The 21537-nt window shown below is 70.8% G+C and carries 19 protein-coding genes; 6 read left to right on the top strand and 13 right to left on the bottom strand.

The window, feature by feature from the left end:
• Window positions 1-33: 33 nt before the first annotated feature.
• The 3 genes from Q0D75_RS13475 to Q0D75_RS13465 all read right to left on the bottom strand — a co-directional run bounded on the left by Q0D75_RS13475 (window position 34) and on the right by Q0D75_RS13465 (window position 5183).
• Window positions 34-2661: an ATP-binding cassette domain-containing protein gene (locus Q0D75_RS13475; RefSeq protein ID WP_291054251.1), complete on the bottom strand. Its 2628-nt coding sequence runs from the start codon at window positions 2659-2661 to the stop codon at window positions 34-36.
• 123 nt (window positions 2662-2784) lie between these two features.
• A complete protein-coding gene (locus Q0D75_RS13470; RefSeq protein WP_291054249.1) occupies window positions 2785-4044 on the bottom strand; it encodes a substrate-binding domain-containing protein in 1260 nt (419 codons plus the stop codon).
• Between the two features lie 77 nt (window positions 4045-4121).
• On the bottom strand, window positions 4122-5183 hold the full coding sequence (locus Q0D75_RS13465) for an ABC transporter permease (protein WP_291054247.1): 1062 nt from the start codon (window positions 5181-5183) through the stop codon (window positions 4122-4124).
• A 231-nt stretch (window positions 5184-5414) separates the two neighbouring features.
• Between Q0D75_RS13465 and Q0D75_RS13460 the strand changes: the two genes are divergently transcribed.
• Complete coding sequence (locus Q0D75_RS13460; RefSeq protein WP_291054245.1) at window positions 5415-7226, top strand: helix-turn-helix domain-containing protein; 1812 nt, start codon at window positions 5415-5417, stop codon at window positions 7224-7226.
• A 164-nt stretch (window positions 7227-7390) separates the two neighbouring features.
• Here the strand turns inward: Q0D75_RS13460 and Q0D75_RS13455 are convergent, their stop codons facing one another.
• Window positions 7391-8320 carry an NAD(P)H-binding protein gene (locus Q0D75_RS13455; RefSeq protein ID WP_291054244.1) on the bottom strand — a complete coding sequence of 310 codons (930 nt, stop codon included), beginning with the start codon at window positions 8318-8320 and terminating at the stop codon, window positions 7391-7393.
• Window positions 8321-8387: 67 nt separating this feature from the next.
• Here Q0D75_RS13455 and Q0D75_RS13450 point away from each other — a divergent pair, with 67 nt between their 5' ends.
• Window positions 8388-8756: a metalloregulator ArsR/SmtB family transcription factor gene (locus Q0D75_RS13450; RefSeq protein ID WP_291054242.1), complete on the top strand. Its 369-nt coding sequence runs from the start codon at window positions 8388-8390 to the stop codon at window positions 8754-8756.
• Between the two features lie 259 nt (window positions 8757-9015).
• On the opposite strand, the gene Q0D75_RS13445 is transcribed toward Q0D75_RS13450, so the two are convergent.
• The 7 genes from Q0D75_RS13445 to Q0D75_RS13415 form a co-directional block, all read right to left on the bottom strand.
• Window positions 9016-10035 carry an iron-siderophore ABC transporter substrate-binding protein gene (locus Q0D75_RS13445; protein ID WP_291054240.1) on the bottom strand — a complete coding sequence of 340 codons (1020 nt, stop codon included), beginning with the start codon at window positions 10033-10035 and terminating at the stop codon, window positions 9016-9018.
• 63 nt (window positions 10036-10098) lie between these two features.
• Window positions 10099-10902, bottom strand: a complete 804-nt coding sequence (locus Q0D75_RS13440) for an ABC transporter ATP-binding protein (RefSeq protein WP_291054238.1) — start codon at window positions 10900-10902, stop codon at window positions 10099-10101.
• Window positions 10899-12005, bottom strand: a complete 1107-nt coding sequence (locus tag Q0D75_RS13435; protein WP_291054236.1) for an iron chelate uptake ABC transporter family permease subunit — start codon at window positions 12003-12005, stop codon at window positions 10899-10901. The genes Q0D75_RS13440 and Q0D75_RS13435 overlap by 4 nt, the downstream gene beginning before the upstream one ends.
• Window positions 12002-13036, bottom strand: a complete 1035-nt coding sequence (locus Q0D75_RS13430; protein ID WP_291054234.1) for an iron chelate uptake ABC transporter family permease subunit — start codon at window positions 13034-13036, stop codon at window positions 12002-12004. The genes Q0D75_RS13435 and Q0D75_RS13430 overlap by 4 nt, the downstream gene beginning before the upstream one ends.
• A complete protein-coding gene (locus tag Q0D75_RS13425; protein WP_291054233.1) occupies window positions 13033-14076 on the bottom strand; it encodes a siderophore-interacting protein in 1044 nt (347 codons plus the stop codon). The genes Q0D75_RS13430 and Q0D75_RS13425 overlap by 4 nt, the downstream gene beginning before the upstream one ends.
• Before the next feature lie 7 nt (window positions 14077-14083).
• Window positions 14084-14557, bottom strand: a complete 474-nt coding sequence (locus Q0D75_RS13420; protein WP_291054232.1) for a hypothetical protein — start codon at window positions 14555-14557, stop codon at window positions 14084-14086.
• Between the two features lie 14 nt (window positions 14558-14571).
• Window positions 14572-15357 carry an N-acyl homoserine lactonase family protein gene (locus tag Q0D75_RS13415; protein WP_291054230.1) on the bottom strand — a complete coding sequence of 262 codons (786 nt, stop codon included), beginning with the start codon at window positions 15355-15357 and terminating at the stop codon, window positions 14572-14574.
• 162 nt (window positions 15358-15519) lie between these two features.
• On the opposite strand from Q0D75_RS13415, the gene Q0D75_RS13410 reads away from it, so the two are divergent.
• The 3 genes from Q0D75_RS13410 to Q0D75_RS13400 are packed head-to-tail and all read left to right on the top strand — an operon-like array spanning window position 15520 to window position 18936.
• Window positions 15520-16608 carry a zinc-binding dehydrogenase gene (locus tag Q0D75_RS13410; protein WP_291054228.1) on the top strand — a complete coding sequence of 363 codons (1089 nt, stop codon included), beginning with the start codon at window positions 15520-15522 and terminating at the stop codon, window positions 16606-16608.
• A gap of 60 nt (window positions 16609-16668) precedes the next feature.
• A complete protein-coding gene (locus tag Q0D75_RS13405; RefSeq protein ID WP_291054226.1) occupies window positions 16669-18129 on the top strand; it encodes an NAD-dependent succinate-semialdehyde dehydrogenase in 1461 nt (486 codons plus the stop codon).
• Window positions 18130-18174: 45 nt separating this feature from the next.
• Complete coding sequence (locus Q0D75_RS13400) at window positions 18175-18936, top strand: glucose 1-dehydrogenase (protein WP_291054224.1); 762 nt, start codon at window positions 18175-18177, stop codon at window positions 18934-18936.
• Window positions 18937-18948: 12 nt separating this feature from the next.
• Here the strand turns inward: Q0D75_RS13400 and Q0D75_RS13395 are convergent, their stop codons facing one another.
• Together Q0D75_RS13395 and Q0D75_RS13390 are read right to left on the bottom strand one after the other, a co-directional pair.
• Window positions 18949-19587, bottom strand: a complete 639-nt coding sequence (locus Q0D75_RS13395) for an NAD(P)-binding domain-containing protein (RefSeq protein ID WP_291054222.1) — start codon at window positions 19585-19587, stop codon at window positions 18949-18951.
• 64 nt (window positions 19588-19651) lie between these two features.
• On the bottom strand, window positions 19652-20464 hold the full coding sequence (locus Q0D75_RS13390; RefSeq protein ID WP_291054220.1) for an inositol monophosphatase family protein: 813 nt from the start codon (window positions 20462-20464) through the stop codon (window positions 19652-19654).
• Between the two features lie 110 nt (window positions 20465-20574).
• Here Q0D75_RS13390 and Q0D75_RS13385 point away from each other — a divergent pair, with 110 nt between their 5' ends.
• On the top strand, window positions 20575-21489 hold the full coding sequence (locus Q0D75_RS13385) for a LysR family transcriptional regulator (protein WP_291054218.1): 915 nt from the start codon (window positions 20575-20577) through the stop codon (window positions 21487-21489).
• Window positions 21490-21537: the final 48 nt, after the last annotated feature.

Here is a 21537-nt window from a genome sequence, read left to right as displayed (position 1 = left end):
GGGTGACTCCTTCTGTGACGGCTGTGACAGGACTCAGCGCACCGAGTTGCGCCCCTTCAGCGGCAGCACGTATGTGAGCAGGGCGATCAGCGTGATGCCGCCGATGAACAGCAGGTTCACGCCCTGCGAGATGCGCAGCACCGTGGCGAGCGTCATCAGCAGCGCCAGCATCACCGCACCGAGCAGCGCGCCGATCAGCGTGCCACGCCCACCCAGGAGGCTCGCGCCGCCGATCACGGGGGCCGCGATCGCGAGCAGCGTGTAGATCTCGCCCACCGAGGCGTCGCCGATGCCCACCTGGGCGGCGAGCAGGATGCCGGCGATCGCGGCGAGCACGGCGCAGAGTACGTAGGCGGCCCCGCGGATGGCGCTGGCACGGATGCCGAGCCGGTTCGCGTAGAGCCCGTTGATGCCGACCGCGCGCACCCGCAGACCGAATCCGGTGCGGCGCAGCAGGATGTCGCCGATGATCACGAGCACCGCGAGCACCAGCAGCGCGATCGGGAAGATGCCGATGCTGCGGGTGATCGCGCTCATCATCTGGTAGTCGATCGCGCCACCCGGAGTGGGCCGCAGCGTCAGGGCGACACCGGTGACGATACCGAGGGTCGCGATGGTGGCGATGACCGCCGAGAGCTTCATCCGCTCGACCAGCCAGGCGTTGATCAGGCCCACGACCACACCCAGCACGATCGCGGCGCCGATCGCGATCGCGATGTTCGGGAACACGCCCCCGGTCTGCACCAGATACGACATCACCACCACGCTGAGACTCATCGTGGCGCCCACCGACACGTCGATGCCGCCCACCAGCAGCACGAAGTACTGGGCGATGGCCACCGCGGTCAGCGGGGTGGCGATCAGCAGCACGTTCTTCAGGCTGAGCTCGCTGAGGAAGGTAGGGTTCTGCGCCGCCGTCACCGCGCCGATGGCGAGCATCAGCAGCGCGAGCACGACGAGCCGGGTGGTCTCCTCGTTGCGCGCCCAGCGCGGGAGCCGCGTCTTCTTCGCGCCGGCGGCGACGGGCACGGGGCGGCCGGCGGCGACCGCGGCCTGCACTTCGGCCTCGGGCACGGATGCGACGGCCACGTCGTCGACCCCGGTGACCGGATCCGACACCGGCTCGCCGTCGCCCTCCACCACGCGGGACTCCACGGCGAAGGCGCCGACGATGCTCTCCTCGTTCGAGCCGAGGCCGGGCATGTCCTCGATGATCCGGCCGCGCGACATCACGATGATCCGGTCGGCGACGCCGGCCAGTTCCGAGGCGTCGGAGGAGACGATCACGACCGCGCTGCCGGAGTCGGCGGCGGTGCGGAGAAAACGGTAGATGTCCATCCGGGAGCGCACGTCGACGCCCTGGGTGGGCTCGTCGATCAGAAAGACCTTGGGCTCGGTGGCGAGCGCCTTGCTGATGGCGATCTTCTGCTGGTTTCCGCCCGACAGCGAAGAGGGCGGGTCCGCGGGCGTGCCGAGACGGATGCCGTAGTCGGCGATCTGCTTCTTCACGAAGCGGCGCTCGGCGGGAGCGCTCACCAGGCCCGCGGTCGAGATCTTGCCGAGCACGCCGGAGGTCATGTTCTCGCGGATCGACAGCGCCTGGAAGAGCGACTCGTTCTTGCGGTCGCCGCTCAGGAACACGATGCCGTCGCGGGTAGCCTGGCGGTAGCTCTTGAGGGCCTTGCCGAGCGAGGTCACACTGCCGCCGGAGACGCCGAGCGAGGCGAGACCCCGCAGCAACTGGCCCTGCCCGTTGCCGTCGGCGCCGGCGATGCCGAGGATCTGGCCCGCACGGAGGGTGAGGTCGACCGGTCCGAACTTCTCGCCGCTCAGTCCGTCGGCGCGCAGCAGCTCCTTCGCACCGGCGTCCAGCGGTGCACGCGTCGGGAACTCCATCTCGACCTTCGTGCCGGCCATCAGCTCCACGATCTGCTGCGGCGACACCTCGTGGGCCTGATGGGTGCCGACGAAGCGGCCGTCGCGGAGGATCGAGACGGTGTCGGCCACGCGGAACACCTCGGCGAGGCGGTGGGTGACGAACAGCACGCCCGACCCCTGCAGCGCGGCCAGCCGCATCAGGTCGAGCACCTTGTCGACACCGCTGGCATCCAGCGCCGAGGTCGATTCGTCCAGCAGCAGCAGCCGGGGCTTGGCCATCACGGCGCGCACGATCTCGAGGATCTGGCGGTCGCCGGGCGCGAGCGCGGCCACCTTGAGCTGGGGATCGAGGTCGAGCTCGTACTCGGCCAGGTGCCCGGCGGCCCAGCCGGCGATCTCGCCGTACTTCGGGCGTTGCGCGGCCGGGGTGCCGATGTAGAGGTTCTGCGCCACCGTGAGGGTGGTCAGCAGCGAGCCGTCCTGGAAGACGGTGAGCACGCCGGCGGTCTGCGACTCGACCGGCAGGTGCTTGGAGAGGGACTGCTCGGCGACCGTCACGGTCCCCGTGTTGGGAACGACGGTGCCGCTGACGATTCCGACGAACGTCGACTTGCCCGATCCGTTCTCGCCCACCAGGGCACGCACCTCACCGGCGCGCACCGAGAGCGACATCTCGCGGAGCGCCAGCACCGGGCCGTACTGCTTGCTGACGCCCTCGGTCGAGAGCACGACCTCGGTCGTCTGCTTGTCGGTCTTCGACATCTCGTCGGTCGAACTAGTCATCGAGCGCTTCCCCGTGGTCGTGAGCGGTGGGTGGAGTGGAGGGTGTTCGTGGGGGGGGTGTTCTGGGAGAGCGGATGCGGGGCGGCGCCGTTATCGCGACACCCCGCATCCTCGGTGGTGGTGTTACTCGAGCATCCCGGCCATCACGTTGTCGGGGATGAGGGCACTGAAGCCCGGGAAGTCACCCGGCAGGTCGGCCTGGTAGATGCCCTTCTCGGCCTTGATCAGCGGCAGCGGGAGCGCCGTGCGGGCGGGGATGTCCTCGCCGGCCAGGATGCTCATCGCGTTCGTGGTCGCGAGCCGCGCCTGGTTCACCAGCGCGTTCGTGTAGTAGAGCGGGAACTCCGTGTCGGTGCCCAGGCGCTTCTCCCAGATGCCGAAGAGCTCGTTCTGCTCGGTCCAGGTGAGGATCGCGGGAACCTGCACGCCGGCCTGGTCGTAGGCGCTGATCAGCTGCGGGATCGGGTCGGCGTAGGTGTTCAGCACTGCCTGTGCGGGAACGCCGGAGGCGATCAGTGCCGAGGCGGCTGCGGCCACACCGGGTCGCGACCAGTCGGTGTCCTGCTGGAAGCCCACCTTCGGGCCGTTCAGCTCGGTGAGCGACTTGTCGAGGCATCCGGTCACGATCGTGTCCTGGGGGTTGCCCGGGGTGCCGAACAGGAACGCGATCTGGTCGGCGCTGGTGAGGCCGAGATCCTTCGACGTCACCTCGCCCATGCCGGTGCCGGCGTCGCAGGCCTCGGCGTAGACCTGGTTGTTGATCACGTCGCCCTCCACGTCGGGGGTCTCACCGGTGTAGGTGGCGACGACCGCTCCGGCGGCCTGCGCCTCCTGGAACACCGGCGCCATGGCGGCTCCGAACGCGTTGTAGCCGATGATGATGTTCGCGCCGCCGGCGGCGAGGCTGCGCACCGCGGCCTGGGCCGAGGGCAGGTCGGCCACGAACGAGTACGAGATCTTGCCGACCTCGGGGTAGGTCATCGCCTGCAGGATGATGTCCATCACGGCGGTGGTCTGCCACAGGTTGTCGACGGCGTTGAAGATGCCGATGTGCACCGGGCCGTCGCCGATCGTGCACTCGGGCTGCTTCCAGCAGTCCAGCGCGGTCTGAACCTGCTCGTCGGTGAGCGTCGCGGTGGCGCGCTCGAAGCCGGTGACGGCCTCGGCAGGCAGGCTGTCGACCGGGGTGTCGACCCCGAACGCCAGGTTGACGAGGTCTTGCGTGGCGGTGGGGTCGGCGTCGAACGAGGTGTCGATCGAGATGCCGGCCGACTCGGTGCTGCCGGCGTCGCCGCCGGACGAACAGCCGGCGACGAGCAGCGCCATCGCGACTGCGGCGGCGCCGAGCGACAGTGCTCGGCGGGCGCGGATTGATGTGGCCATCGGATTCCTCTTCCTTCTCTTGGTTCTGGGTCGGTGCGGGTAGGGGGTGGTGCAGGTCGTGGGGAGGCGGGGGGCGCTCAGGCGTTCTGCAGAGCCGGGTCGGCCGGTGCGGCGGGTGGCGCCGGCGGTGCCGCATCCGTCGTCTTGGCCTTGGAGGTGCGCGGCCGCATCAGCAGTCCGACGCCCGCCAGGCCGAGGGCGAGCACGAGACCCTGCACGAGCGTGCGGGCCCCGGTGGAGAAGCCCTGCACGGCGAGGCCGTGGTCGAGCAGGATGATGAAGGTCGCACCCAGCAGGGTGGCGAACGGGCCCACCCGGCCGCCGGTCAGCACGGCGCCGCCGAGCACCACCACCACGATGCTGAGCAGCAGGTAGGGGCCGCCGGAGGACATGTCGGGAGACGAGAGCTGGCCCGCCAGCAGCACGCCGCCGACGCCGGCGATCAGCGAGGCGATCACCCAGGCCAGAACGCGCAGTGACAGGAACCGCACGCCGGTCAGCTGGCTGGCGCGCAACGAGGCGCTGGCCAGCACGAGCCGGCGGCCGGTGGTGATGCGGCGCACGAACAGCAGGATGAGCGCCGAGAGCACCACGGCGACGATCAGGATGAAGCTGACGCCGAACACGTTGGCCTGCGCCCACGACGAGAGGTCGGAGGGCACCTTGGTGATCTTGAGCGCTCCCTCGCGGTAGATGACGGTGGCGCCGAGGATGAGCTGGCCGGTCGCGAGGGTGGTGACCAGGGCGTTCAGCCCGAGCACCTCCACCAGCAGGCCGTTGACCAGACCGATCACGATGCACACGATCGCCGCCACGAGCAGCGCCTTCGGCAGCTGGTCGTTCTGGCCGCCGGACTCGCGCAGCATCATGATGCCCATCAGCGTGATCACCGACGGGATGCTGAGGTCGATGCCGCCGGTGCCGATCACGAAGGCCTGCGCGAGGCCCACCAGCACCATCACGCCCAGCAGCGGGGTGAGGGTCGACATCGTGCGCGGCTCGAACAGGTTCTGCCCGGCGATCAGCTGCAGATAGAGCACCAGCAGCACATTGGCGATCAGGATCACCGTGAGCGGTGACCACCGGAACGAGATGCGCTGACGGGGCGAGGCCACCTGGTGCGCGTTCGGCTCTGACACTCGCAACCCTCCTTTGGGCTTGTCGGTGCGAGCATCCTCTCCCACCGCCGGAAGCCGCTTCGGGATCCTGTGTCATAACGGGACACTGCGCCCCGGCGCCTTCGGATCGAGACGAAAATGCAAGAAGCGGACCAGCGACACAGCCCCGCGCGCGTGCTGTAATGAGTCACCCGCGTGCCCTCGCGACGCTATTGATCCCAACGATGTGTTCAATGCAAGGAGTATCCCGTCATGCCCTCCAACCCGAGACTCGATGATCTGCGCGACACCTTTCTGAACGACGGCAAACTCGACCTCCGGATGGAGCAGCTCGTTCGGCCGATCGTGCTGGAATCGTGGAAGCGATCCCGCGGCTTCGGCTCGCCCAGCCGCTCCGGCCGACTGCCGTTCGAATCCCCGATCGTGAGCGACTCGGTGCTGCTGCGCGCTGCCCGGCCGATCCTCACGAACCTCGCCGACGAGCTCGGCATGAGCAACGCCAGCCTGCTCGTGGCCGACCGGCACGCCCGCATCCTGGAGACCTGGATCTCGAACCAGAACCTGGCCCGGCGCCTGGAACGGGTCGGATCGGTGCCCGGACACTCCGGCGCCGAGGAGCTCGTGGGAACCAACGGCATCGGCACCCCCGCGGCCGACAAGAAGGCCGGCATGATCGTGGGAGCCGAGCACATCGCCGACGTGCTCACCGACTTCGCCTGCGTGGGAGCGCCCATCCACAACCCGATCACGGGGCGGTCAGAGGGCGTGGTGACGTTGACCGCCTTGGTGCAGGATGCCAGTCCCATCCTGCCCAGCCTGATCAACCAGGCCGCCCGCGAGGTGGGGCGCCAGCTCGTGAACCTCTCGAGCATGCGCGAGCGGGTGCTGTTCGACGCCTTCCTCAGCGCCTCACGGCTCGGCCGGGCGGTGGCCGTGGTGGGCGGCGACCTGCTGATGGAGAACCCCTCGGCGAGCGAGTACCTGCACCACATCGACAAGTCGACGCTGTGGATGATCGTGTCCGAGTCGATCTCGGCCGCGCGCCCGAAGAGCACCGTTCGACTGGAGACCGAGTCGGCCATCACCGAGCTCGCCTGTTCGGCCGTGATGTTCGACGACGAGATGATCGGCGCGATCGTGGAGGTGGTGCAGCAGATCCATACCGAGCCACTGATCCCCATCACACCGGCGCCGGCCTCGGCGAACTGGCCGCCGCTGGCCGACTCGCTGCCCGGTACCAGCCAGGCCTGGGTGTACGCCCGCGAGCAGGCGGAGTCGGCGATGCGCGCATCCTTGCCCGTCGTGGTGTTCGGGGCACCCGGCACCGGCAAGTTCACGCTGCTGCGCCACATGCTCGACCGGGTGGCCCCGCGGCAGACACCCCTCGTGTTCGAGGGGCAGGACTCGCACCGCGATCCCGAGACCTGGTTCGCCGGGCTGACGGCCGCGCTCGAGGGGCGCACCCCGATCGTTTTCCGGCACCTGGACGGCCTGGAGGATGCAGATGCCCAGCGCGTCGCCGACCTGCTCGCCGCCTCCCCCGCGCTGCTGGCCCGCGGGCTCGTGCTCGGCACGGCCGGGGCACAGGGATCGAAAGCGCTCGGCTCGGGGCATCAGGCGCTGCTGGATCTGATCGCGGTCGGCCGCATCGACATGCCCAACCTGCGCGAGCGCAAGCAGGACATGCGCAGCCTGCTGCACGTGTTCGAGCGCAAGTACGCCTCGGCGGTGAGCATCAGCTACACCCAGGGCGCCTACACGGCGCTCTCGCGGGCGCCCTGGCCGGGCAACCTGCGCCAGCTCGACTCCGTGATGCGCGGCGTGTTCGCGCTCGGCCGGCGCACCGAGGTGACGATCGACCAGCTTCCGCCCGCGATCGCCGCCTACTCGCGCCGCCGCGACCTCACCATGCTCGAGCAGCTCGAGGTCGACGGCATCATCAACGCGCTCATCCGCTGCTTCGGCAACAAGGTGCTGGCCGCCGAGATGCTCGGCATCTCCCGCAGCACGCTGTACCGCAAGATCAGCGGCTACAAGCTCGACGAGGAACGCTTGTTTATCTAGCTGCGCGAGAGACCTCTCGCCTGCGGCGAGGGGCCTCTCGCGGTCGCGCCGGTCCCCGCCCGGCGCGAGGCGACATGTTCGGGTGCGGTCGCTTCGCGGCCACGCCCTCACCCTGGGTCGTCGGGTACGGCCTGAGACTTCGTGCGCTCAGACCCGGGGGGGGCTCAGACCGGGGGCGCTGAGACGGGTGCTGCCCTGGGGACTCGGCAGGCTATCGGGAGGCGGAGGTCGGCTCGGGTGAAGGGGCCTGCGGGGAGGGCTGCGCGGATGCGGGCCTCGGTGAAGGGGCGGGCGGGGCGCTGCGCTTCCGGGAGTTCGGGGGCGTACGGGAGGGGTTCGTTGACGCCCTCGGCCAGCATCGTCGCCTGGGCCTTCGCCACGAGCGGTGTGCGCATGGTCCACTCGGTGAGCTGGGCGAGGGCACGGATGCTCCACACCGGCACCGGGAAGAAGACCGGCCGTCGGTCGGCCACGCGGGCGATGCGGCGCACGGCCTCGCCGAGAGTGAGCGTTTCCGCGCCCATCACCGCGACGGTGGGCTCGGCGATCCGGCCCTCGAGAGCGGCGACGAGCACGTCGACCGCATCCTCGATGGGGACCGGCCGCACCAGGCGTTCGCGGTAACCGACGGTGGCGAAGACCGGAAGGGTGCGCACCGCTTTGGTGACGTGATCGACCATGTGGTCGCCCGGGCCGTAGATCATGCCGGCCTTGAGCACGGTGTACTCCAGGCCCGAGTGCCGCAGCAGCTCTTCGGCGGCCCACTTCGTCTCGTGGTAGGCCGATCCGCAGTCCGGCCGGGCGCGCAGGAAGCTGAGCATCACGATGCGCTTCACCCCGGCGCGCCGTGCGGCCTCGATCACGGCACGGGTGCCGGCGACGTGCACGCGCTCGAAGGTCTGGCCGCCGATCTCGCGATTGATGCCCGCGCAGTGCGCCACGGCGTCGCAGCCGGCGAACGCTGCGGCGAGCGCGTCCACGTCGTCGATCTCGACGCCGGTGCGGCGCGAGACGATCACCGTCTGCTCCGCGCCGAGCCGCTCGGCGAGGTGCCGCCCCACGAATCCGGTTCCCCCGGTGATCGCTACCCGCATGATGTCTCTCCTTCGCTTATTAGCAACGAAGCTACACTGTAATTAGCTCTTGTGCTAGATTGCAAACATGACAGATGCAGCCTCCGACATCTTCACCGCCCTGGCCCACCCGACCCGACGGCAGATCCTGCAGGATCTGAAGGATGGCGAGCTCGCCGCCGGAGAGATCGCCTCGCGTTTCAACGCTTCCGGCCCCACCATCTCCCGTCACCTCGGCGTGCTCCGCCAGGCCGGCCTGGTCACCGAGCGCCGCGACGCCAACCGCATCCTCTACTCCCTCGTCGGCGAGCGTCTCGCGCTCTCGGTCGGCGACTTCCTCTCCACCGTCTGCCCCGAGCAGATCGTCCTCCGCGAGGTGCGCAAGCGCACCCCCAAGTCCGGCCCGACGGAGAACGCGACAGACGTCTCCAGCGCGACCGCGCCGACGACGGCGTAGCTCGTCGAAAAAAGCTGCATTTCACCCACACCGACCCCGTATACGGCCCCGCTCCCCGTAATTTGCAGCTTTTTCGACGCACAACCCCCGCCGGCATCCCGGTCTCAGGCCGTACCCGACGACCCAGGGTGAGCGCGTGGCCGCGAAGCGACCGCACGCGAACATGTCGCCTCGCGCCGGGCAGGGACCGGCGCGACCGAAAGAGCCCCCTCGCCGAAGGCGAGAGGGCTCTTTCGCAGCTAGCACAGAGCAGCCGGCACTACTCCTTCGTGGCGGCCGCCAGCGCGTCGACCATCTGGTCGAGCCCCCAGGGCAGCGAGAGGGCGTTCGGCGGCGAGACCGCGGCGATGTACTGCGTGCCGACGAGCGAGGCGACGTGGCCCGACTTGACGGCCGGGATGACCGAGGTCTGCGGTGCCGTGAGGAACGCGTCGGCCTCGGCCTGCGTGTCGGTGTAGCTCAGCACCACGTCGGCGTCGAGCTGGTCGAGCTGCTCGTAGCTCAGCGTGTAGAAGAAGGTCGAGTCGCCGTTGGCGAGCGCATCCACGGCCGGGGCGTTCTCGAAGCCCAGGTCGAACAGGAACTCCACCCGCGGGTCGGCCTGCTTGTAGACGTAGAAGGTTCCGGCGAGGTCCCAGACCGCGGCGATGGTCTTGCCCTCGAACTCCGGATGCGCGGCGGCCGCCGCGGCGACCTCCTCGTCGATGCCGGCCAGCACCTGCCCGGCCTCGGCGGTCTTGCCGAGCGCCTTGCCGACGGTGGTGACGACGTCGCGCCAAGGGGTGCTCCAGGCCACATCCGGGTACGCCACGGTCGGCGCGATCTGGCTGAGGGTGTCGTACTGCTCCTGCGTGATGCCGGAGTAGACGGCGAGGATGACGTCGGGGTCGGCGGCGGCGATCGCCTCGTAGGGCGGCTCGTCGGCCGACTCGGGCAGCACCTCGGGCAGCTCCGCGCCCGCGGCGTCGACCGCCTCGGCGACCCACGGCAGCACGCCGTTCTCGTCACCGGCGTAGGAGTCGAACGGGATGGCGACGGGGATGACGCCGACCGCGATGGAGGCCTCGGTGGAACCCCAGCCGAGGGTCACGACGTTCTGCGGGTCGGCCGGAACGGTGGTCTCACCGAAGGCGTGCTCGATCGTGACGGCCTCGCTGGAGCCGGAGGCGCCGTCGGTGGCGGGAGCGCCGGTCGAGCCGGACGCGCATCCGGAGAGCACGAGGGCGGCGGCGAGCGTCGTCGCGGCGACCGCGGCGAGTCGGAGACGGATTCTGGGCACTGTTGTCCTCCAGTGTCGGGAAGGGGAGCTGTGATTAGGAAAGCCTAACCTAATCATCGTAGGTCATTCCGCGCTGCGGTGGAACCGCCCCATCGGCACCACCATCGGCGAGCGGCTGACCGGATCCTCTATCACCAGCGCTTCGAGCCCGAACGCCGTGCGCACGATCTCGGTGGAGATGACCTCGCGGGGCGCTCCTTCGGCCACGATGCTCCCCCGCGCCATCACCACGAGGTGGTCGGCGTAGCGGGCGGCGAGGTTGAGGTCGTGCAGCACCATCACCACGGTCGTGCCGCGTGTGCGGTTGAGCTCGTGCAGCAGGTCGAGCACCTCGATCTGATGCGTGACGTCGAGGAAGGTGGTGGGCTCGTCCAGCAGCAGGATGTCGGTCTCCTGGGCCAGCGCCATCGCGATCCAGACCCGCTGCCGCTGACCGCCGGAGAGCTCCTCCACCCGCCGGTCGGCGATGCCGATCGTGTCGGTGGAGCGCAGCGCCGTGGCGACGGCGTGGTCGTCCTCCTCGGTCCACTGCCGGAACAGCCCTTGCCGGGGGAAGCGGCCTCGGCCCACCAGGTCGGCCACCGTGATGCCCTCGGGCGCCACCGGCTGCTGCGGCAGCAGCCCCAGCACGGTCGCGAGCTTCTTGCTCGGGTACCGGTGCACATCCGTGCCGTCGAGCGTGACCGCCCCCTCCTCGGGCTTCAACAGTCGCGCCAGCGCGCGCAGCAGCGTCGACTTGCCGCAGGCATTCGGGCCGACGATCACGGTCACGCGCCCGTCGGGCACAACCACGTCGAGCCCGTCGACGACCCGCCGGCCGTCGTAGCCGAGGGAGAGCGCCTCGGCGCGCAGCTCGTGCGAACTCATGCGGTTCCTCTCGTTCGGTTGCCGCGGGCCAGCAGCCCGAGCAGGATCGGGGCGCCCACGATGCCCGTCACGATGCCGACCGGCACCTGCAGGCTCGGCAGGGCGTGCTGGGCGATGATGTCGGCGCCCGTCACCACGACCGCACCGACCAGGGCGCTCGTGACGAGAGCGGTCGCCGTACCGCCGAGCAGTCGCCGGGCGATCGGCGCCGACACGAAGGCCACGAAGGCGATCGGCCCCACCGCCGCCGTGGCGACGGCCGCGAGCCCCACGGCCACCAGGGTCAGCAGCAACCGGGTGCGGGTGATGCGCACCCCCAGGCCCGAGGCGGTCTCGTCACCGAGCTGCAGCATCCGGAGCCGCGGGGCGAGCAGGGCGAGACCCAGGGCGAGAACGGCGACGCCGATGGCGGTGAAGACGAGCTCCTCGGGCGGCACGGTTCCGATGCTGCCGACCAGCCACACCAGGGCCGACTGCGCGTCGCGCACGTCGGATCGGGTGAGGAGATACTGGATCAGCGCCTGGGCGAGGAAGGCGAGCGCGATGCCGATCAGCACGAATCGCGAGCCGGCCACGCCGTTGCGCGAGGCGAGGATCGTGATCAGGGCGGCCACGAGAATGGCCCCGGCGAAGGCCGCGACCGACACCGCGAGCCCGCTCAGGCCGAACACGAGGATGGCGCCGACCGCCGCGGCGCTGGCCCCCTGCGAGATGCCGATGATGTCGGGGCTGGCCAGCGGATTGCCCAGCAGACTCTGGAACACCGCCCCCGCGAGCCCGAACGCCACGCCCACCATCAGGCCCATCGCGAGCCGCGGCAGGCGCAGCCCGAGCACCACGAAGCGGTCACCGCCCGAGCCCTGCCCGAACAGCGCGGCCAGCACGTCGCCGGGCGCGATCACCCGGTCGCCCAGCATCAGGGCCAGGACGGCGAAGACCACGAGCAGGGTGACGAGAACGGCCGTCACGACCAGATAGCGGGCGAGGCCGATTCGGCGCACGGTCCGGAGCATCCGTCGGTCGTCGGATGCGGCGGCGCCCGTGTCGGGCCCGTGACCGGATGCGGCGTCGCCGCCGGGCGGGTGTATCTCGGCGGCCGTCACCGGATCACCGCCCGGTCGCGGCGCACCAGCACGATCAGCACGGGTGCGCCGATGATGGCCACCACGATCCCGGCCTCGAGCTCGGCGGGCTGCGCGATCAGCCGCCCGAGGGTGTCGGCGAGCACCAGCAGGATGGCGCCGAGCGGGATCGAGTACGCGAGGATCCAGCGGAAGTCGGGCCCGATCATCCGCCGCGCGACGTGCGGCACCACGAGGCCGACGAACACCAGAGGCCCGGCGAGCGAGGTCGCCGATCCGCAGAGCAGGATGATGGCCGCGCCCGCGATCGCCCGCGTGAGGCCGACCCGCTGGCCGAGCCCGCGCGCCACGTCGTCGCCGAGCGCCAGCCCGTTCAGGCTGCGGCCGAGCAGCAGGGCGACCACGGCACCCACGATCAGTAAGGGCGCGAGGCCGAGCGCCGTGCCGGCATCCCTCCCCACCAGCGAACCGACCGACCAGAAGCGGTACTGGCCGAGGGTGTCGAGATCGCGCAGCAGCACGAGTGTGATGAGGGAGGTGAGTACCGCGGTCACGGCCGCGCCCGCCAGGGTGAGGCTGAGCGGGGTGGGGCCGTTGCGGCCCGAGGCGACGGCGTACACCAGCACGGCGGCCACGGCGGCGCCGAGGAAGGCGAACCAGATGTAGCCGGAGGGGGCGGTGACCCCGAACGCCGCGATGGCGGTCACCACGGCGAGCGAGGCGCCCGCGTTCACGCCGAGCAGGCCCGGGTCGGCCAGCGGGTTGCGGGTCAGGCCCTGCATCAGGGCTCCCGCGAGCCCGAGCGCGGCACCGGCCACCAGGCCGATGATGGTGCGCGGCACCCGCAGGTCGAGCACGACCATCTGCTCGACGGCGTCGCCGGTGCGCCCGCCGAGCGCCTCCAGAACCGCGGCCAGGTCGATGCTGCGCGAGCCGAGGAAGAGGCTGAGCCCCACGGCCACGAGAACGGCGACGAGCATCCCGAGCAGGCCCAGGATGCGGGTGAGCCGTCGCCGCGCGAGAACGGGCGCCGCCGGAGCGGCCGTGGTCACTGCCCTTCGGCCTTGCCGAGCCGCCAGTAGCCCATGAACGCCACGCGGTGGCGGTCGACGCCGATCTCGCTCACCAGCAGGCGGCGCAGCAGCTTGATCACGGCGGACTCCCCGGCCAGCCAGGCGTAGAAACGGCCGGTGGCGTCGTCGGGCGAATCCCAGAGCATCTCGACGTCGACGTCGATGTCGGCGAGCTCCTGGGCCTGGGCGGCGAGGGCGGGAGTGAGGCGGTCGCGGTTGGTCTCGGTCCAGGTGCGCACGGCCTCGAGCAGGGTGGGGTCTCCGTCGTCGTCGCGGGCGAGCCAGGTGATCGTCACGTCGGCACCCTCCGGCACCGCGATCGGCAGGCGGTCGCCGGCGTGCGGCACCTCGAGGAAGGCCTGGGCGCGCGTGCCGGCGGGCAGCGACTCGAGGATGCTCGCGATGGCGGGCGCAGCCGTCTCGTCCCCGGCGAGCAGGTAGTCGATCGCCTCGCCGGGGTGCCAGTCGAGGCCGACGCGGTAGTCGAGGCTGAGGTCGTCGGGGCCGACGATCACGATCTCCTCGCCCACGGCGGCGGTCTCCAGCCACACGGATGCGGGCCCCTCCGCCGTGTGTCCGTCGGCGCCGGCGTGCACCACGAAGTCGACGTCGAGCTCGGCGGGCGCCTCGGCGGTGGCGGCGCGGATGGCGCGCACCGTGTAGGTGCGGAACGGGTTGCGCTGCTCTTCGGGCAGCTCGCGCCAGGCCTGGTACCAGGTGCCGGCCTCGAGGGTGTCGTCGTCGAACCAGCCGCAGTCGCCGTAGCGGCCCTCGATGCCGGGGGCACCGGAGGCCGAGGCCCCGGATGCGCCGGTGCCGGCAGCACCGGCGAACGGCAGCACGATCTTCACCCGCTGGTCGAGCCCGGCGGTGCCGAAGCGGTCGAAGTCCGGGCCGGAGAAGGTCACCCGGCGAAAGCTCGGGCTCAGTTGCACGATCCGTCGCACCTCGGCCAGGAACGGCCGGTACGCGGGGCACGAGCTGCGGTCGGCGTCCGTTCGAGCAACATAGGTAAGCATTACCTAATTATGCATGATGCTCTCCGGCCGGCGACGTGAGGGCGGGCGTGTGCGTGTGCTCGTGCGAGATGGCGTCGGCCATCGTGGGAGGCGAGATCGCGGCGGCCGCCTGCTGACGGGTGAGCTCGGCGTCGAGCGCCCGGCCGTCACCGCGGGCCCGCGCCACCCAGGCACGGCCGGCCGAGGGCGACATGTGGCAGAGGCCGGGCACGTCGGGATTCTGCGCGCAGAGCGAGGCGAATTCCGCCTTCTCCTTGCGCGCGCGACGAGCTTCGGATGCTGCGGCGGCGGTTCCCGGTGCGGGCGCCGTCGTGGCATCCGCACCACCCGAGCCACGACCCGAGATCATGCCCACGGGCGAGAACAGGCGTCGTGCCTCTCCCCCGCACGCGCACGTGCGCAGGGCGGGGGCCGGCGAGGCGACGAACGCCTCGTGCCGGCTGCCGCACGCGGTGCAGCGGTAGTCCACCAGAATCGCCACGAGATGCCCCGCCCCTACTCGTAGAAGCCGGGCGCGTGCGCGAACTCGGCCCAGTCATCCGGATCGTGGCTGATCCACACCGTGGCCTCGAGGCTCTCCTTGAGGTACTTCAGGCGCCGGAGCGAGCGCAGCGCCGTCTTCGTGTCGGCGTCGATCGGGAAGTGGTACTCCTGCTCGAGCTGGGCCCGCAGGTGCAGGGCGTCGCCGGTGAGGATGAAGGTGCGGTTGGCCAGGCGCACGACCAGGCTGACCTCGCCCGGGCTGTGCCCCGGCGTGGCGAGCACCTCGATGGCCCCGTCGCCGAAGAGGTCGTGATCGCCCACGAGCTCGCGCGTGTCGAGCCGCTTGATGACGTCGAGCACCTCCTGCCGGTACACGAAGGCCTGGATGGGGTCGGGCCAGTTCGCATAGCGCAGCTCCCCCTCACCGAAGTAGTGCTTGGCCTCGGGGAAGAGGAAGAGCCCACCGGTGTGGTCGAAGTGCCCGTGCGAGGAGATGACGTGCGTGATGTCGGAGAGCTTGTAGCCGAGGTTCTGGATCTGCACGTCGAGCCGCTGCTCACGCGTTCCGCCGATGCCCAGCAGCGGAGCCAGCTCGGAGCCGTAGATCTTCTCGGGGTCGGTGATGGCATCCGGGTGCAGTCCCGTGTCGAAGAGCACGAGGCCTCGATCGTGTTCGATCAGGAACGAGGGGCACGGGATGGTGACCTCCCCGCTCGTGCCGTACAGCAGGGTCTCCGACTGCACCGTGAGGGTGGGGGCATCCAGGGCCCAGAGGCGGCGCGCGTGTCCGTGAGTCATTCGAGATCGCTCCTTTCGCGGGGTACGTCGTCGTACTGGGAGCCAGTCTGCCGCCGGGGATCTGCGCGCCCCGGGGCCTGTCCCATCTTGGGTCAGGGGCCCCGGATGCCCCCTCCCGCACTGCCTACTATCGGGTCATCGTCCCAGGCAAAGGAGCATCGGGTGCAAGGCAGAGTGACCGCCGTCGTCGGGCCCAGGCAGTTCGAGGTCAAGGAGTACGAGGTTCCGGATCCGGCCGCCGGCGCGCTGGTGCTGAAGGTGCGCCGGGCGAACGTGTGCGGCAGCGACCTGCACCAGTACCACGGCGACTCCCCCGCCCTGCGGGAAGCCGTGCTCGGCCACGAGTTCGTGGGCGAGGTGACGGCCCTCGGTGACGGCGTCACGCACGACAACGCCGGCCGCCCCGTGGCGATCGGCGACCGGGTCGTTCCGGTCTACTACGTCACCTGCCGGCGCTGCCCCGCGTGCCTGCGCGGCGACTTCGGCATGTGCCAGAACTCGCTGCGGGAGTGGTCGAAGAACCCCGATCGCGCCCCGCACTTCACCGGCGGCTTCAGCACCCACTACTACGTGAACGAAGACCAGTACTTCTTCACCGTGCCCGACGAGCTCGACGACCAGATCGTCGCCGGCGCCAACTGCGGTCTGGCCCAGATGATCTTCGCGCTGGACCGCACCCGCCTGGGCGCGGGCGGCACCCTCGTGGTGCAGGGCGCCGGCGGACTCGGCCTCTACGCCGTCGCCGTGGCCAAGGAGCGCGGCGCCCGCGTGATCGTGGTCGACGGCGTGCCCGAGCGCATCGCCCTCGCCACCCGGTTCGGTGCCGACGAGGTGGTCGACCTCGGCGAGTACACCACCAGCGACGAGCGGATCGCGCGCGTTCAAGAGCTCACCGGCGGGCAGGGCGCCGACGTCGTGCTCGAGGTCACCGGATTCGCCCCCGCCTTCACCGAGGCCGTGGGCCTCGCGCGCACCGGCGGCGAGATCCTTTCGGTGGGCAACCTCAACGTGGGCGAGGCCTTCGAGGTGTCGCTCTCTCCCGGCGTGATCACCCGCAAGAGCCTGAACATCCACGGCGTGCTGCGGTACGACCCCTGGTACCTGAACCGGGCGCTGGACTTCTTGGTGCGCACGCAGCACCGGTACCCGTTCGAGGCGCTCACGGCCGACGCTCATCCGTTCGACGACATCGGCGCGGCGATCGCGGCCGGCGAGTCGCGCAGCGTGGCGCGCGCCTCGATCGTGTTCTGAGCCGCCAGGCGATCCGTTCCCCCTTCCTACGTTCCCCTTAGACAGAGAGCAGAGCTCCGGATGACCGACTACCTCACCAAACTGTTCATCGACGGCACCTGGCAGGATGCGGCCGCGGGCGAGACCTTCCCGGTGCTCGACCCGGCCACCGGCCTCGAGATCGCCCGGGTCGCCGACGCGAACGCCGACGACATGACCCGCGCGATCGACGGCGCCGAGGCCGCGCAGCCGGCCTGGGCCGCGCTGCCTGCGCTGGAGCGTTCGAAGATCATCCGCCGGGCCGCCGAGATCGCCCGAGCCGACATCCAGCGGCTGGCCGAGGTGATGACCGCCGAACACGGCAAGCCCGTCGCGCAGTCGATCGGCGAGCTGAACTACGGCCTCGACTTCCTCGAGTGGTTCGCCGAGGAGGGCCGCCGCACCTACGGCACGACCGTGCCCTCGACCGGTCCGGACAAGCGGATCACCGCCATCCGCCAGGCCGCCGGGGTGAGTGTGGCGATCACGCCGTGGAACTTCCCCTCGCTGCAGATCCTGCGCAAGCTCGGTGCCGCCCTGGCCGCCGGCTGCTCGATGGTGGTGAAGCCCGCTGCCCTCACGCCGATCTCGGCGCTGGAGATCGGCCGATTCTTCGCCGAGGCGGGACTGCCGGCCGGTGTGCTGCAGGTCGTCACCTCGTCGAAGGCCTCGCGGGTGAGCCCCACGATCATGGCCGACAGCCGGGTGCGGGTGCTCTCGTTCACCGGATCGACCGAGGTGGGCAAGATCCTGATGCGCGAGGGCGCCGCCACCATGAAGCGGCTCTCGCTCGAGCTCGGCGGCCACGCGCCGTTCATCGTGTTCGACGACGCCGACGTCGACCACGCGCTCGAGCAGCTGGTGGCCGTGAAGATGCGCAACATGGGGCAGACGTGTGTGTCGGCCAACCGCATCTTCGTTCAGCGCGGCATCGCGCCCGAGTTCACCCGCCGCCTGGTGGAGCGCCTGTCGGCGATGCCGATCGGGCTGGGCTCCGAGGAGGGCGTCGAGGTGGGCCCGCTGATCGAAGACGCGGCCGTGCAGAAGGTGGAGGCGCACGTGGCGGATGCCGTGGCATCCGGGGCCTCGGTCGCCACCGGCGGCAAGCGGCCCACCCACGAGTCGCTGGCGAACGGGCACTTCTACGAGCCGACCGTGCTCACCGGGGTGACCGACGACATGCTCGTCGCCCGCGACGAGACCTTCGGCCCGGTGGCCCCGATCTTCGAGTTCGACACCGAGGAGGAGGTCGTGCGCCGCGCGAACAACTCCCCGTACGGGCTCGCCGCCTACTTCTTCACCCGCGACGTGAACCGCGTGGTGCGCGTCTCCGAGGCGCTGCAGTACGGCACCGTCGGCGCGAACGACGGCACCATCTCGGCCGTGCAGGCGCCGTTCGGCGGCGTGAAGGAGAGCGGCATCGGCCGCGAGGGCGGCCACTGGGGCATGGAGGAGTACATGGACACGAAGTACATCTCGCTGGCGGGGCTGACCCGGCCGTAGCCGTCGTCCCCATTCATTCGCAACGACGCAAGGAGAGCACGACAGATGACAGGAAAACTCGACGCACGCAAAGCCGTCGTCACCGGAGCCGGCTCGGGCATGGGCCGCGCAATCGCGCAGCGGTTCGCAGCCGAGGGGGCGGCGGTGGCCGCGCTCGACCTCGATCCGGCGGCGGCGGAGGCCACGGCCGCGTCGATCCGCGAGGCGGGCGGATCGGCGCACGCCGTGCAGGTCGACGTCTCGAACAGCGCCTCGGTGACCGCGGCGATCGAGCAGAGCGTGGCGGCGCTCGGCGGGGTGGACGTGCTGGCGAACATCGCGGGCATCCTCGACGGCTACGCGCCCATCCTCGACACCAGCGAAGAGCTCTGGGACCGGATCATCGGCGTCGACCTCAAGGGCGTCTTCCTGGTGACGAAGGCGGCGCTGCCGACGATGCTCGAAGGAGGCGGCGGCACGATCGTGAACATGGCGTCGATCGCCGGCTTCGTGGCGCGCGGCGGCGGAACCGCCTACACCTCGGCCAAGCACGGCGTGGTGGGGCTCACCAAGCAGCTCGCCGCCGACTACGGCCTGCAGGGCGTGCGCGTGAACGCGATCTGCCCCGGCGCGGTGGAGACGGCGATGACCAAGAAGATCCTCGAAGATGGTGAGGCCGCGGTGATCGAGTCGATCAACGCCGTCCCCGCCGGCCGTCACGCGCAGCCCGAGGAGATCGCGAATCTCGCGCTGTTCCTCGCGGGCCCCGAGTCCGACTTCGTGCACGGCGCCGCCTACGTCATCGACGGAGGCTGGACGATCGTGTAGCCCGCCCGCGCCTCAGCGGGCGATCGCGAAGGCGAAGGGGGCGAAACCCAGGGTGGCCAGCAGGCTGGGCACGAGGAGAGCCAGCGCCTCGGTGCCGCGGGAGGTCTCGATGCCGCCCAGGTCGAGCATCCAGTCGTCGTGCCAGCCCAGGTCGCGCAGCACGCCGCGCACCTCGGCCTTGGCGGCCTCGTCGTCGCCCGACAGGAAGACCGTCGGCGTCGAGCCGAGGGCTCCGGGCGCCGTCATCGCCGAGAAGAGCATCGTGTTGAGCGACTTCACCACCCGCGTCTGCGGCAGCGCCGCCTGAAGGCGCTCGCCGAGGCCGGCGCCGAAGTACACGAGGCCGCCCGGGAGTCCGTCGCCACCCCGGGTCGTGGCGTTGGAGACGTCGAGCAGCACGCGGCCGGCGAGCGCGTCGCCGAGGGCGCTGAGCCGCTCGAGGCTGGTGTCGCCCGGGGTGGCGTTCACGATCAGGGGCGAGCGCTCGATGGCGGACGCCACGTCGAGGTAGGTGAGCTCCGGATGCGCTGACGCGGCGCGCGCGGCTTCGGGGTCGCGCACGCCGACGACGACCTCGCGGCCGCTGCGGATCAGAGCAGCAGCGAGGGCGGATCCCACGCGGCCATTGCCGAGGATGGTGGTGCTGGTCATGGTGTCGTCTTTCGTTGTCGGGTGTTCAGGTCGATCGGGTGGAACAGTAGGGAGCCGCCGACGGTCAGCGGATGGCCGACAGCACGTCGACGACCTCCGCGGCCAGGCCCGGCGCGGAGGCGACGAACCCCTCACCGGCCAGGGTCCAGGGGGAGCCGTCGAGGTCGAGCACGGCGCCGCCGGCCTCCCGCACGAGCAGGGCGCCGGCGACGAGCCCCGAGCGGATCTGCCCGTACTGCCAGAACGCGTCGGCGTGGCCGGCCGCGACCGGCAGGATCTGCAGGGTCGCCGGAACCCCGGCGGAGACCAGCAGGGCCCGGTCGAGCATCGCGTCGAGGGAGGCGCTCATCCGCCGACGGATCGCGGGCTCCTCCCCGGGCATCCCCTGCCCCGTGCCGACCAGCGCCGCCCGCAGCTCCGTCTTGGCGGACACCGCCAGCCGCTCGCCGTTCCGGAAGGCGCCTTCTCCTGCGACAGCCGTGTACGTCTCCCCCGAGACGGGCAGGTGCACCACGGTCAGCACGGGCAGGGCGTCGCGCACGAGGGTGGCGGTGACCCCCCAGCCGTTCGCCCCGTGGATGTGGTTCACGTTGCCCTCGGCGGCATCCGCCACCCACCACTCGCCCGGGCCGAGACTGCCGCGACCCTCCTCGTCGTCGTCCCAGCGCGCCTCCGGCCGCACGCGCTCGAGGGCCGGTCGCAGCACGGCCAGGGAGGTGGTGTCGTTGGCCTCGATCGCGGCGAGCAGCGATCGGGCGTCAGTCACGCGCAGGGCCGGCGAGAATCGATCGAGCAGCACCCGGCCCGCTGCCTGCACGGCGGCCGTCGTCTCCTCGAGCATCCGGCCGGTGTCCGGTGCGAGCACCCTGTCGTTCATGGTCATCCTGTCCCGCTGTTCTGCCGCCGGTCGTTCCGGGCGGTGATTCCACGCTAAGAGCACCCCCGAATAACGTCAAAGACATTCCGCGCATCAGTAGAATTACCCTCATGCAACTGGATCTGAATCTCCTCACCGCGCTCAACGCCCTGCTCGAAGAGGAGAGCGTCAGCGGTGCGGCGGAGCGGTTGCACCTCTCGGAGCCGGCCATGAGCCGCAGCCTCGGCCGCATCCGGCGGGCCACCGGCGACGCGATCCTGGTGCGATCCGGCCGGCGGATGATCCCCACTCCGCGAGCGCTGTCGATGCGCGAGGAGGTGCGCGCCCTGGTGCTCCGCAGTGAAGCCGTGCTGACGCCGGAGAGCGACCTCGACCTCGGAACGCTGCAGCGCACCTTCACCGTGCGCTGCCACGATGCGCTCGCCGCGGCCCTCGCTCCCGCCCTGGTGGCGGAGTCCGCCCGCGTGGCACCAGGGGTATCGTTCCGCTTCCTGGGTGAATCGGCGGGCGACACCGTCGATCTGGCCCGGGGCACGATCGACCTCGAGGTCGGTTCGAGCACCGCCGGGCCCGCCGATGTGGCTCACGAGCACGTGGCCGACGACCACCTCCTCGGGCTGGCCAGAGCATCCGGCAGCGCTGTGCCGCAGCACGTCGACCTGGCGGCCTTCGCGTCAGCTCTGCACGTCGTGGTCTCGCGCCGCGGGCGGCTGCGCGACAGGGTCGACGACGCGCTGGAACCGCTCGGCCTGAGTCGACGGGTCATCGCCTCCGTCGCCTCCACCGGGGCGGCTCTGCAGATCGTGCGGGCGGCGGATGCGGTCGTGGTCGTACCCTCGTCGGTCTCCCGAGGCCGCGCCGGCGCGGCCGAGCTGCGTGCCTTCGCCCTGCCCGTCGACCTCCCGCCGGTTCCCGTCGTGCTCGCCTGGCACCGCCGTCTCGGCGCCGACCTCGCCCACGCCTGGCTGCGCCGCACGGTCACCGCCGCGATCCACGACACCCTGCACTCGCACCCCTCCCGTTGAGTTGCGAGTTCTGGCTCTGATCTGCCTGATGTGGAGCCAGAACTCGCA

Source organism: Herbiconiux sp. (genome assembly GCF_023264855.1).
Lineage (GTDB): Bacteria > Actinomycetota > Actinomycetes > Actinomycetales > Microbacteriaceae > Herbiconiux.
Note: the sequence above shows the minus strand (reverse complement) of the source record. Positions and strands in the feature narration are given on the sequence as shown.

Bases quoted from the DNA above. Each gene is read 5' to 3' on its own strand.
- Q0D75_RS13455 (WP_291054244.1), bottom strand. From the start codon at position 8,320: ATGCGGGTAGCGATCACCGGGGGAACCGGATTCGTGGGGCGGCACCTC.
- Q0D75_RS13470 (WP_291054249.1), bottom strand. From the start codon at position 4,044: ATGGCCACATCAATCCGCGCCCGCCGAGCACTGTCGCTCGGCGCCGCC.
- Q0D75_RS13460 (WP_291054245.1), top strand. From the start codon at position 5,415: ATGCCCTCCAACCCGAGACTCGATGATCTGCGCGACACCTTTCTGAAC.
- Q0D75_RS13390 (WP_291054220.1), bottom strand. From the start codon at position 20,464: ATGAACGACAGGGTGCTCGCACCGGACACCGGCCGGATGCTCGAGGAG.
- Q0D75_RS13395 (WP_291054222.1), bottom strand. From the start codon at position 19,587: ATGACCAGCACCACCATCCTCGGCAATGGCCGCGTGGGATCCGCCCTC.
- Q0D75_RS13415 (WP_291054230.1), bottom strand. From the start codon at position 15,357: ATGACTCACGGACACGCGCGCCGCCTCTGGGCCCTGGATGCCCCCACC.
- Q0D75_RS13450 (WP_291054242.1), top strand. From the start codon at position 8,388: ATGACAGATGCAGCCTCCGACATCTTCACCGCCCTGGCCCACCCGACC.
- Q0D75_RS13385 (WP_291054218.1), top strand. From the start codon at position 20,575: ATGCAACTGGATCTGAATCTCCTCACCGCGCTCAACGCCCTGCTCGAA.
- Q0D75_RS13475 (WP_291054251.1), bottom strand. From the start codon at position 2,661: ATGACTAGTTCGACCGACGAGATGTCGAAGACCGACAAGCAGACGACC.
- Q0D75_RS13405 (WP_291054226.1), top strand. From the start codon at position 16,669: ATGACCGACTACCTCACCAAACTGTTCATCGACGGCACCTGGCAGGAT.
- Q0D75_RS13440 (WP_291054238.1), bottom strand. From the start codon at position 10,902: ATGAGTTCGCACGAGCTGCGCGCCGAGGCGCTCTCCCTCGGCTACGAC.
- Q0D75_RS13425 (WP_291054233.1), bottom strand. From the start codon at position 14,076: ATGCTTACCTATGTTGCTCGAACGGACGCCGACCGCAGCTCGTGCCCC.
- Q0D75_RS13400 (WP_291054224.1), top strand. From the start codon at position 18,175: ATGACAGGAAAACTCGACGCACGCAAAGCCGTCGTCACCGGAGCCGGC.